The sequence below is a fragment of the Cytobacillus purgationiresistens genome, assembly GCF_030813235.1.
Taxonomy (GTDB): Bacteria; Bacillota; Bacilli; order Bacillales; family Cytobacillaceae; genus Cytobacillus; species Cytobacillus purgationiresistens.
On the sequence record NZ_JAUSUB010000026.1, the window covers coordinates 13,958 to 25,810 of the forward strand.

Sequence of the window (11,853 nt, forward strand, 5' to 3'; positions counted from 1 at the left end):
CCATAATTATGGTCTCATTCCATGCTGATAAGGGCCCAATTGCTGCGGCAAGAGCTCATAGGCATCCTTCACCCATTCGCATAAAAGAGGACGCGTATCTCTTGGATCAATCATCTCCTCTACGCCAAATGCTTCTGCCGTACGAAATGGCGAGCGGATAGATTCCATTCGTTCTAATAACTCATTTAACAATGCCTCTGGATTTTCACTGGCTTCCAGCTCACGACGATAGGCTACATGGACGCCACCTTCAACAGGTAAGGATCCCCAATCCCCAGATGGCCAGGCATACCTTTGGTTAAGTCCGTGACCATTGCTCATGCCCGCCCCTCCAACACCAAAGACTCTGCGAAGAATAATTTCCATCATTGGCACCTTTGCTTGATAGACAGCTGAAATTGCCCGAACTCCTTTTCTAATCGTTCCTTTCTTTTCTGAAGGCAGGCCAATCACCATACCAGGCTGATCAACGAGATTTACGATCGGCAAATGAAAGGTCTGACAAAGATCAACAAATCTTTCTATCTTTTCCGAACTTTCAGCGGTCAGACCCCCTCCATTTACATATGGATCAGACGCCAATACCCCAACCGGATGCCCATCCAATCTAGCAAAACAAGTTAAAGTTCCTCCCCCATAGTAACGACCCATTTCAAAGATGGAAGCTTTGTCAAAAATAGACGGAAGAAGCTCACGGATTTTATATGGTGAACGACGATTCTTCGGGATAAAGGATATTAACTTTTCTTCTCTCCGATTAGGGTTATCTTCTGCAGATATAACTGGCGGAAGCCTCCAAACACTAGAAGGCAAATAAGATAGGAAGCTTCGTATTTGTTCGAAGGCCTCTTCTTCAGATTGAACAACATTATCTACTGCACCACTTGATCGATGAACTTGAATTCCTCCGAGTTCATCCTTCGTTAAGTCCTGACCCATACCATACTTAACAACAGGTGGACCTGCTACAAATAATTGCGAAGTTTCCTCCACCATAACCGAAAAATGGGATGCGGCCACTCGCGCTGCACCGAGCCCTGCTACTGATCCAAGACATGCTGCAACGACAGGCACCCTCTCCATATTTGCAACAACTAGGTCCCATGCCGGATTTACAGGGATATAGGTGTAACCACTAGAATCCAGTGTTTTTACACTGCCGCCCCCCCCTGTTCCATCTACTAGACGAATGATTGGAATTTGCAGATCATGGGCGAGTCGTTCGGCATAAACCTGCTTGCCATGTATCGCACCATCAGCAGCCCCTCCACGAACCGTAAAATCGTCACCTGATACCACTACTTTTCTATCTTGCAGCCTTCCCGTACCTAATATAGAGTTGGCAGGAGTAAAGTCTATTAATTTACCATTATCATCATATTTTGCTTTACCTGAAATCGCGCCTGTCTCATGGAAGGAACCCTCATCCAACAAACTAGCAATTCTTTCTCTTACAGTTAACTTACCGAATGATTTATGCTTTTGGACACGCTCCTCACCCCCCATTCTATGGGCTAATTCTTCTCTATAACGAAGCTCTTTAATTTCCTTTTCCCAACTCACCTATGATCTGCCTCCCTTTCGAATCCTTATTTTATTTGATCTTATTCATCCATGATAAAAGCATGCTGCCCATCTTCCTGGTGAAACTTCCTCAAGCGGAGGTTCCTTTTGTCTACAGCGCTGGTCTGCTAATGGACATCTCGTATTGAAACGACAGCCAATTGGCGGATTCTCAGGACTAGGCAAATCTCCTTTAAGTAACACTCGTTCTCTGTCACGGAGTGTTGGATCAGGCTCAGGCACCGCAGAAATTAAAGCCGCTGTATAAGGGTGCAGGGGATTGTCAAACAGGTCTTCTGTTCGAGATATTTCCATAACCTTTCCTAAGTACATCACAACAATTCGATCACTTATATGCTTTACGGCCTGAAGACCATGAGCGATAAAAATATATGATAGGCCCCTATCCTCCTGAACATCCTTTAACAAATTTAATATCTGTGCCTGTATTGATACATCAAGAGCTGAGACTGGTTCATCACAGACAATTAACTGGGGATTTAAAGCTAGCGCTCTAGCAATACCAATTCTTTGGCGCTGTCCGCCGGAAAACTCCTCGGGATACCTTATTCCGTGTGCTGAACTTAAGCCAACTCTCTCTAATAACTCATCCACCCTTTTCTGTCTCTCACGTGTCGTGCCAATTTTATGAAGAAGGAGGGGTTCACCAATGATATTAGACACATTCATTCTAGGATTAAGAGAAGCGTAAGGATCTTGAAAAATCATTTGTATTTTTTTGCCTAACTCACGTCTGCTTCTTCCTTTTCCCATCAATGGCTTTCCTTCAAAAAACACTTCTCCTTCTGTTGGATTGAGCAGACCTACAACTATTCTTCCTAGTGTTGATTTACCACAACCTGATTCGCCAACTAATCCTAAAGTTTCTCCTTTATTAATTTCAAGGGTAATCCCATCAACCGCCTTTAACCACTTATCCTTTTTGCCAAATAATCCACTACCTACCGGATAATGCTTCTTTATATTTCTAATTTCTACTAATGGCTCAGACAAAATTCGTCACCTTCTTATTCACTTTTTCAAGAGGATGCCAGCATGCCACCTTACCATTCATTTCATTGCTCACCAATTGTGGAGACAGGTCACTGCACTGTTCTGTTGCGTAGCTGCATCGGGTTTGGAAATTACAGCCTTTCGGAAGTTCAAGTGGATTAGGCACTGTTCCTGGAATGGTTCTGAGCCTATTTTCTGAGGCTCCCCTCAGCTTTGGTACACTGGACAGCAAGCCCTCTGTATATGGATGCTTTGGGTTTTGAAAAATGGAAAATACATCGCCTTCCTCTACGATTTCACCACCGTACATTACTAACACTCGGTCGGCCATTTCAGCAACGACACCTAAATCATGTGTGATAAGGAGAATAGAAATACCTGTATCTTTCTGAAGCTCTCTCATCACATTCAGAATTTGCGCCTGAATGGTCACATCCAATGCAGTGGTTGGTTCATCTGCAATAAGAAGAGATGGGTTGCAGGCCAAAGCCATTGCAATCATAATTCGTTGCCTCATCCCTCCTGACAATTGATGGGGATAATCCTTCAGCCTCTTTTCAGGCTCAGGTATCCCTACTTTCTTTAACAAATCAATCACTTTTTCTCGAGACTTTATATATGACAGACCTTGATGTAATTGAATCGGCTCGGCTATTTGGCGACCGATTGGATGAAGCGGGTTTAAGGAAGAGAGAGGATCTTGGAATATCATTGAAATTTCATTGCCTCTAATTTTTTTCATCTGCTTTTTTTTCATTGAAATTAGATTTTTTCCCTTGAAAGAAATGTCACTATTCTTCTCATATTTTATGGAAGGAGTATTTAATCCTATAACAGACAATGCAGTAACACTCTTACCACTTCCAGACTCTCCTACTAAAGCCACAATCTCTCCTTTATCGATAGAGAAAGATACATCATTAATTGCCTTAACTTCACCCCGTTGAGTTGGAAAACAAGCTTGAAGATGCTTAACCTCCAACAATTTCTCTCGATTCTTCAAATCTCACCCCTCCTATGTTCGTTTAATCTTTGGATCTATCGCTATGCGCAGCCCGTCTCCTAAGAAATTCCCTGCTAGTACTGAAACCAATATGGCTAGCCCTGGAAAAAACATCATTAATGGATTAACGAAAATCATACTATAGGCTTGATGCAGCATTCCTCCCCAGCTGATTTGTGGAGATTGAGCCCCCATCCCTAAAAAACTCAAGGATGCTTCTACTAAAATAGCTAAACTAAAGCTGAAAGAGGCTTGCACAATAATTGGAGAAGCAATATTAGGCAAAATATGCTTTAGCATGATCCAGGATGCACCCGAACCAGAGATTTTTGCCGCTTCTACATATGGTTCACGACGGACCTGCAATGTTTGCCCTCTTGCCAGCCTGGCAAATTGGGGTGTGAAAATAATTCCAATCGCAATCATTGCATTCCATAAACTGACACCTAAAGCGCCAGTTATGGCTAAAGCAAGTAGAATTGCTGGAAAAGAAAGCATTGCATCAACAACTCTCATAAAAATATCGTCAATAACCCCGCCAACATAACCAGAGATGATTCCTAAGGGTACACCTATAAACAGCGGAATTAATATACCAATCATCCCTGCCTGAATAGCTGCCTGCCCCCCCAAAAGTAACCTTGTAAAGATATCTCTCCCAAGTTCATCTGTTCCAAACCAATGTGCCCAATTAGGTGCTGCCATTACGTTCGTTAAGTCTTGAGCCTCGGGATCATATGGAACAATAAGAGGAGCAATGATAGATAAAACCACTAGGAAGAGTAAATAGACTAAACTAATAAATGCTAGCTTCTCATGATACAGCCGCTGGACGATGACTCGATATCGCATCCCATTCACCCCTTCTTACTCAAACTCAATTCTCGGATCAAGCATTCCATAAATAACATCTGTTATAAAATTGATAATCAAAATCATGAGCACCATGATTAAAACGACTCCTTGAAGCATCGGGAAGTCTCTTTGCAAAATCGAGTGAACAGCCAATTGCCCCATACCAGGAATTGCAAATACACTCTCAATCACAACTGTCGCACCAAGCATATTTCCAAATAATAGACCTGCTGTTGTGACAACCGGCAGCAAAGCATTCCTTAATCCGTGTCTCCAAATAACTGGCCACAATAGTAAACCTTTTGAATAAGCAGTGCGTATATAGTCTGATTCCAGAACCTCCAATAAAGATGAGCGGAGCTGACGGGTAATTTGAGCAGCTCCGAATGAACCTAAGCAAAAAGCTGGAAGCAAAACACTTTTAAAAAAACCAACGGGATGCTCAGTTATGCTCGTAAAACCTGTGGCAGGTAACCAGCCTAGATTGACACTGAAAATAACAACAAGGATCATCGCCAGCCAAAAGTTAGGAATCGCAGTTCCTAAAACTCCAAAGAATCTTGCAAGATAATCTATCCAGCTATTAGGCTTAATAACAGATGTAATCGCAAAAAGAAGACCCAATATGAAAGAGATAACCATCGCTGTAGCAACAACTTGAAAAGTGACCCCAAGTCTTGAGAAAACTGCTTCACTTACAAATTCTCCTGTAAATAATGATCTTCCCAAATCACCCTGTACAGCATGGGTAAGCCAGCTCCAATACTGCAGCATGATAGGCTGATCCAAACCTAGCTGTGCTCTTAGCAGAGTCAATTTTTCTTCGGTTGCATTGTCACCAAGAAGGGCAAGAGCAGGGTCACCAGGAATGAGTAAGATGAGAGAGAAGACGACTAGCGTAGTGATGAGCAGCATCGGTATCACATAAAATAGCCGTCTAAATAAAAACTTAAAAAACATAGCAATCCCGCCCTTCTTTAGTTATCGTCCAACCACAAGAATGAAAATTTAGGCTTACCAAGCAGGGTGCCTTCAAAGCCTTTCACATTAAGAGCCATCGCTCCAGTAGATGGAACAAACATAATAGGAACAATCATCGAGTCATCTAAAATAGTTAACTTATTTATTTCCTCATAAATTCTTGCTCTGTCAGCATGCTCATAAGCGGAAGCAGCCTTTGCAATCAATTCTTCCCGTTCATCTGAAGTCTCACTGCCTGCATTATAAAAACCATTTCCGCTAAGCAACAATTGAACGGTTTGATGCGGGTCCGGCCTTCCAGTCCATGAGGTTAAATTGGATGGTATTTGTTTTTCGTTAAAATAAAGCGCCACACCTTTTGTTAACTCCATCGGTTCAATATTTAAATCAAAACCAGCCTCTTTTACCTGACCTTTTATTGCCTCTGCTAATCGTTGATAAAACGGTGTAGAGGGAACAAACATATCAAAGCTCACTCTTTCCTCTCCCGCTTCCTTCAGTAGCGACTTCGATTTCTCAGCATCATAAGGTATCGTTATTTCTGAGCTTGCTGCCCAATAATCCTTCGGAAAAGTTTGATAAGCAGCTTCACCTTCATCAAATGTTAGCGCTTTTACTAGAGCTTCACGATTGATTGCATACTGCAATGCCTGCCGTACCTCTTTTTTATCAAATGGGGCCATTGTTGTATTTAAATAAATGTTGTAAAATGCCAACTTCATCTTTGTATCTAACGCCAAGCTTTGATCATTTTTCAATACCTGGCTATTGTCAGGTGATACGTTCCAATAAAATTGCACTTGACCAGATTTAAGCGAGTTCAATCTCGTATTTTCGTCTGGCATAATTTTAACTGTTATTTTATCTAGATAGGGAAGGCCATCCTGCCAATAATCCTTAAATGCTTCAAACTGAATTTCCCCGTTTCTCACCCATTTGACCATTTTAAAGGGACCGGCACCAACCGGGTTTTGTGCAAAGTCCTCCCCATGCTTTTCTACTGCAGCAGGGGATACAACCATTCCTGATCGATCAGAAAGTGCTAGTATGATAGATGAATCCGGACGATTAAGATTTAATTGAACTGTATTGTCATCAATCACTTCCACTGAATCCACACTCGATAAATCCGATATATTCGAATCCTCTGAACGAACACGATCTAGATTATATTTGACTGCCTCGGCATTAAATGCCGTTCCATCATGAAAGGTTACACCCTCTCTTAAATGAAGAAGAATCGTTTTCTCATTAGGTGTCTCCCACGATTCTGCAAGATTTGGTATAGGCTCCAGCTCACTGTTATAACTGACAAGAGTGTCATAAACTGGATAAAGCAATGAATGATCATTTCCCGAATTACCCAATATCGGATCATAGTTACTAATATCTGAATCATAAGCTATAGATAAGCTGCCACCGTGTTTTGGTTTACCGTCATTCTTATCGCCGTCTTTACTTCCGTTCACTGTAACTCCAGATTCTGTTGAAGAATTACTTGAGCACCCGCCTGCTATCAACAACAAACTTACTAGGAAAATATAAATCCATTTCCTATATCGCTTCATAATGATCCACCTCTCATTCACTTGATTTTCTCTTTCCCAGCAAGCTCTCTTCTTAGCAGCTTCCCTGTCCCCGTCTTTGGGAGTTGTGTTCTCAATTCAATCTGACGCGGATATTTATAGGCAGCCATCTTCTCCTTGCACCATAAAATAAGTTCCTCCGCTGTTACGTCTTCTTCATATTCCCCCTTTAAAACAACAAAGGCTTTAACTGATTCACCGCGGACAGGGTCCTTCACACCTATTACAGCTGATTCAATGACTGCATGATGTTTATTAATCATCAATTCAACATCCTCAGGAAATACACTATAGCCTGAGCACTTAATCATCTCTTTTTGACGTCCTAAAAAGTAAAGAAACCCTTCATGATCTATTTTTCCTATATCACCCGTGTAGACCCATCCATCCTGAAGCGTTTTCGCTGTTTCTTGAGGCTTATTGAGATAGCCTTTAAAAACACCTGGATTTTTAACAATAATCTCTCCTTCTTGACCCATTGGCAGCTCTCTTCGGGGCTCTTCTAAACTTAATATTTTTATTTCCGTTCCAGGAAGTGCCTTGCCAGTTGTTCCGAATTTAACCGTCTCTGGTGACGTCACAGCATCGGCAGTATGTGTTTCACTGAGACCATAAGCGGATTCAAATAAACAAGTGCCTGTAAGCTCTTCCCATTGCTTAGAGATAGACTCAGTTAACTGCATGCCAAAACTCGTACAGCCATTTAACCTTAATGAACGAAAGTCTATCTGTTTTGACATTGGATGATTCATAATTGCCACATTCATTGGTACTACTGTTTGAGCTGCAGTTATTTTATGTAGCTCAATCACCTTCATCACTGCTTCTGGGGAGAACCTGCTTAGCAGCACGATCGTGCCTCCAGTATAAATACTTACATTCATCCCTAGCATTCCGGCAATATGACAAATAGGCATGACGGATAAAGAAACATCGCTGCTATTCATTCCCCTCACTGTTGCCATACTTCGTGTTTTATAGAGAGCATTTTGATAAGTCAGCATGGCTCCTTTTGGCAGCCCTGTTGAACCGGATGTGTAGACAATTAGTGCAACATCCTCATCGATATTAATATCCACATTGGGACAAACGTTATCATATTGCTGAATGATGTTATGAAGATCCTCAGTCATTGGAATATACTTCTTTGGATAAACAGCTTCAGGAAAATCAGGAAATGGCACATCGGGTAAGAAATCTTTATAACTAGTAGTAACAACGGTTTCAAGCATCGTCTTCGGCTTAACACTCTCAACAATTGGAAAAAATTCATCAAGAGTAACAATAGCCTTCGCACACAGATCCTTCACCTCATACTCAAGCTCCCATTCTTTAAACATCGCACTGCATGGTCCTACGATAGCTCCTATCTTCTGAATGGCGAAATGGCTGATAATATACTGTGGGCAATTAGGCAAAAATAACGCAACAGTATCCCCTTTTCTAATTCCTCTTGAATGCAGGAAGCAGGCAAATCTATCGGACCAGTCATCCAATTCCTTGTACGTTACCGTAAATCCATAGAATATAATCGCTGCTTTGTCAGGTGCTACTTGAGCATGATGGCGAAGAAAATAATGAAGCGGCTGATAGCCATTATTCAAGCTCAAGAAGAACATCCCCTTCGTTAATAAAGTCCCCTACACTTACCCCTACTTCCTTAACTTTCGCTTCCCGTTCAGCAATAATAGGAATTTCCATCTTCATTGATTCAAGGACCACAACTTCTCTGCCAGCATCAACAACTTCACCTGCCTGGACTAAGATTTTAAAAACCGTTCCTGCCATAGTTGATTTAACCTGCCCCATTCCTTCAACCTCCTCAAAAATGAATGCGTTTACATTTAAAATAATCTGAATTTTCTTTCGTTAATCTTATTCATTTGCTAAAATAAATACAATGTTGTTTTTTCTGTTAATATTCATGTAAAACTGTATAAATTTACATTGGAGGTCGTTTTGGAAATGTATAATCGCTCACTTTTACAGTCTTATCTCAAGAAGACAGCAGCAATTACTGCATGCCAAATTTGGATGTATCATCCTATGGAGCAGAGATGGATTTTTATTGATCAACTTGAACCATTTAAGCATATTTCCTCACATGTTTTTTTGCATACCCTTCCTGAGACTTCGGATAATTGCCTAATCTTAGAATATCCGCAAGAGTATAGAGTCAAGCTTGTTTTTAAAACCAAAGCGCTAGTTGATCAAGAAACCAAAGAAATCATATATCACCTTTTACACCCTATCTACTCGTATTTCACGATGAAAAGTAAGGATATCGAATTAGATAAATTAATTGAAGGAATAAAGAACATAACCGCCTCCCTAGATTTAGATGAGCTTTTAACAAAAATTCTCGACAATGTAGCAGCTGTCATCCCTGGAGCCAATACCTCTGCCTTTTGGTTATATAATCCTGCAATCGATCGTTTAGTTTGTAAAGCTTACAGAGGGTGGCAAGCCGAAATTGAAAAAGTTCAATATAAAATCGGTGAAAGTGTGACTGGAAAAACCTACAGAGATGGAAAGCCAAGAGTTTATTATTCCTTTCGCAAAGCAAATGAAGCAATGAAAGGTACTTCCAAGAGCAACGCAGAGTTATTGAAAGCCGCTTTTCATAATGGAAGAGTAAAAGCAACAGTAACCGTTCCTGTAAATTTTCATGATGAAATAAAAGGTGTTTTGGGGATTCATCAAGATAGTGAAGCACGAAGACTAACAGAATGGGATATCCAGCTAATCAAAGCACTCGCAGCTCAAATTGCGATCGCAATTGAAAATGCACACATGTTCACGGAAATAAAAAGAAAAAATCAAGTATTAATCAAGAGAAATGAAGTTCATGCTTCTTTGACGAAATTGTCATTGCAAAACAAGGGTGTAGGAGCCATAGCTGCAGAGTTGAACCGAATGATTAAGCCATCTGTGACATTCGTAGATTTACTTGAAGAAGAGTACTATCCTAAAATGCATAAACAGTATTTTACAGTAGAAGAGTTATATAAGTTCATTAGCCATCGCCATATGCCTTTTTATATCGAGAAATATGATATAGATGAAAAGACCTTTCTAATTTACCCCATATATGTAGGTAATGTATGTGCAGGCTGTTTAATTGTTTTAGGAGAACCGCCGCTCGTTCAGCTTGAACATATGATTGTTGAACGGGGAGGCGTTTTTCTTTCTTTGGAGTTGGCTAAGCGACATTCAATCGCTGAAGTCTATTATAAAAAAATTCATGATTACTATCACGAACTTCTAAATAACGAGCACTCTGACCTCTTATATAAACAAGGGCTGGATCTTGGTATTGATTTAAACAATCATGTAGTATCCATAATCGTAGAACTATCAAACTTTCAGGATCTTCAAGTACTTGAAGCTAAGGTTCACCATTTTGTATGGACGATTAAACAGAGGCTAACAGAAACGTCCAAATTAGTATTTGGCAATCATAATAAGGTGACCTTGCTTTTATCATTGGACTCACCTGCAGAGCTTTTATTTATTGTTAAGACATTTGAATCGATTCTCGCCAGCTGGCAGCAAAGTGAAAATATCAAACTTTACGCAGGTATCGGAAGGATTTATTGTGGAATTCCTTCCATTTCAAAAACTCATAATGAAGCCGAGAAGGCTTTATATTATCTTCAATCCAAGCAGACGAGCGGTGTGATTCAATATAGTGAAATAGGTATCAATCGTTTATTTTTAAATCATACTGCTACTGAATTACTCCAATTTACAGAGGAAATCTTCTCTCCATTGCATCAAAAACAGCAAGAGCTTGAAGAAACTCTGATTACATATATTAAATGCAATAGATCCGCGACAAAAACAGCTGCTACACTGCATGTTCATATAAATACTCTTTATCAAAGAATCAAGAGAATAGAGGAAATACTGAATCTATCATTCGAAGACCCGGAAAACATATTAAAAATCCAGCTTGCTTGCCACTTTAAAGAGGCATATACTTAATTTTTTTATGTACACCTAATCATTCGACTCAACCAGCCCTAACATGGAACTTAATGTGAATAAATAATGTGTACCCTTCAACTGATTTTGATTGATCTTATTTAAATAAGAAATGGAATCACGGGCTATTTCTCTAGCGTGCTCGATATTATTGTGATCAAGCTCATGAATGATTTCTTTAATAATATCCAATGAATAAACTGCTGTTCTTAAAGTGCGGATAATCATGATTTGCCTAACATGAGAGCGTTTATATTTTCGATAGCCATTTTCCAAATCTCTATCCGGTGAGAAAAGCCCTTCCTTTTCCCAATGGCGAATCGCTGAACTTGGTACTGCTGCAGCTTTCGATACCTCACCAATCGTCATCCATCTGGGTTTCCCTCGCGAATCTATTTCTTCCAGAGCATCATTTTCTAGAATCTTAATTGTTTTTTCAGCCATCATTTTATCACGATGAAGATCTGCTTGGGCTTGATTGACTAGCCAAAGTGCAGCATCCAGCTCTTTATTTTGCAGAAACTTCATTACCTTTGATGTGAGGGGGACACCAAATCCCGGAAACATCGCACGGATGCATTCAAAATAGGCCACATGCTCCTCTGTATATATTCTGTAGCCATTAGGCATTCTTTCTGGTAGTGGAACAATCCCCCAAGTTTCATAGTGCCTTAATGAACTTGTACTTATATTCAGTTTCTTGGCAATATCAATCGGTCTTATTAGCATATGCTCCTCCTAAACATTATTAAAAAAACTTAAATCTGCATGACGGCTTATTTATTATTCATTCTATTATCCTAGGCAATACTGTTAATAAACTTTAGCATTTGCATTAAAGTTATACAATTAAATAGCAAGTGA

General features: G+C 40.2%; 10 protein-coding genes. 1 reads left to right on the forward strand and 9 read right to left on the reverse strand.

Features of this window, described 5'->3' with window-relative positions; translation table 11 throughout:
* Positions 1–6: 6 nt before the first annotated feature.
* From J2S17_RS21895 to J2S17_RS21930, 8 genes are read right to left on the reverse strand one after another with little or no spacing between them, the layout of a single operon-like run.
* Complete coding sequence (locus J2S17_RS21895; RefSeq protein WP_307478053.1) at positions 7–1,563, reverse strand: acyl-CoA carboxylase subunit beta; 1,557 nt, start codon at positions 1,561–1,563, stop codon at positions 7–9.
* 45 nt (positions 1,564–1,608) lie between these two features.
* Positions 1,609–2,577: an ABC transporter ATP-binding protein gene (locus J2S17_RS21900; RefSeq protein ID WP_307478055.1), complete on the reverse strand. Its 969-nt coding sequence runs from the start codon at positions 2,575–2,577 to the stop codon at positions 1,609–1,611.
* On the reverse strand, positions 2,570–3,580 hold the full coding sequence (locus J2S17_RS21905; protein ID WP_307478056.1) for an ABC transporter ATP-binding protein: 1,011 nt from the start codon (positions 3,578–3,580) through the stop codon (positions 2,570–2,572). Before J2S17_RS21905 ends, J2S17_RS21900 begins: the two co-directional genes overlap by 8 nt.
* A gap of 12 nt (positions 3,581–3,592) precedes the next feature.
* The gene (locus tag J2S17_RS21910; RefSeq protein ID WP_307478058.1) at positions 3,593–4,432 is read right to left on the reverse strand and encodes an ABC transporter permease; all 840 of its coding nucleotides are present in this window, start codon (positions 4,430–4,432) and stop codon (positions 3,593–3,595) included.
* A gap of 15 nt (positions 4,433–4,447) precedes the next feature.
* Positions 4,448–5,395, reverse strand: a complete 948-nt coding sequence (locus J2S17_RS21915; protein ID WP_307478060.1) for an ABC transporter permease — start codon at positions 5,393–5,395, stop codon at positions 4,448–4,450.
* A gap of 17 nt (positions 5,396–5,412) precedes the next feature.
* Positions 5,413–6,984, reverse strand: a complete 1,572-nt coding sequence (locus J2S17_RS21920; protein WP_307478061.1) for an ABC transporter substrate-binding protein — start codon at positions 6,982–6,984, stop codon at positions 5,413–5,415.
* A gap of 17 nt (positions 6,985–7,001) precedes the next feature.
* Positions 7,002–8,612, reverse strand: a complete 1,611-nt coding sequence (locus J2S17_RS21925; RefSeq protein WP_307478062.1) for an AMP-binding protein — start codon at positions 8,610–8,612, stop codon at positions 7,002–7,004.
* Entirely contained in the window at positions 8,599–8,811 is a 213-nt protein-coding gene (locus J2S17_RS21930; protein WP_307478064.1) for an acetyl-CoA carboxylase biotin carboxyl carrier protein subunit, read from the reverse strand. Before J2S17_RS21930 ends, J2S17_RS21925 begins: the two co-directional genes overlap by 14 nt.
* A gap of 156 nt (positions 8,812–8,967) precedes the next feature.
* Between J2S17_RS21930 and J2S17_RS21935 the strand changes: the two genes are divergently transcribed.
* The gene (locus tag J2S17_RS21935; protein WP_307478118.1) at positions 8,968–10,989 is read left to right on the forward strand and encodes a helix-turn-helix domain-containing protein; all 2,022 of its coding nucleotides are present in this window, start codon (positions 8,968–8,970) and stop codon (positions 10,987–10,989) included.
* A gap of 15 nt (positions 10,990–11,004) precedes the next feature.
* Here the strand turns inward: J2S17_RS21935 and J2S17_RS21940 are convergent, their stop codons facing one another.
* A complete protein-coding gene (locus J2S17_RS21940; protein WP_307478066.1) occupies positions 11,005–11,718 on the reverse strand; it encodes a MerR family transcriptional regulator in 714 nt (237 codons plus the stop codon).
* Positions 11,719–11,853: the final 135 nt, after the last annotated feature.

What these genes read in the sequence shown, in the direction of transcription:
- J2S17_RS21910 (WP_307478058.1), bottom strand. Translation starts at nt 4,432, where the DNA reads ATGCGATATCGAGTCATCGTCCAGCGGCTGTATCATGAGAAGCTAGCA.
- J2S17_RS21915 (WP_307478060.1), bottom strand. Translation starts at nt 5,395, where the DNA reads ATGTTTTTTAAGTTTTTATTTAGACGGCTATTTTATGTGATACCGATG.
- J2S17_RS21920 (WP_307478061.1), bottom strand. Translation starts at nt 6,984, where the DNA reads ATGAAGCGATATAGGAAATGGATTTATATTTTCCTAGTAAGTTTGTTG.
- J2S17_RS21930 (WP_307478064.1), bottom strand. Translation starts at nt 8,811, where the DNA reads ATGGGGCAGGTTAAATCAACTATGGCAGGAACGGTTTTTAAAATCTTA.
- J2S17_RS21935 (WP_307478118.1), top strand. Translation starts at nt 8,968, where the DNA reads ATGTATAATCGCTCACTTTTACAGTCTTATCTCAAGAAGACAGCAGCA.
- J2S17_RS21940 (WP_307478066.1), bottom strand. Translation starts at nt 11,718, where the DNA reads ATGCTAATAAGACCGATTGATATTGCCAAGAAACTGAATATAAGTACA.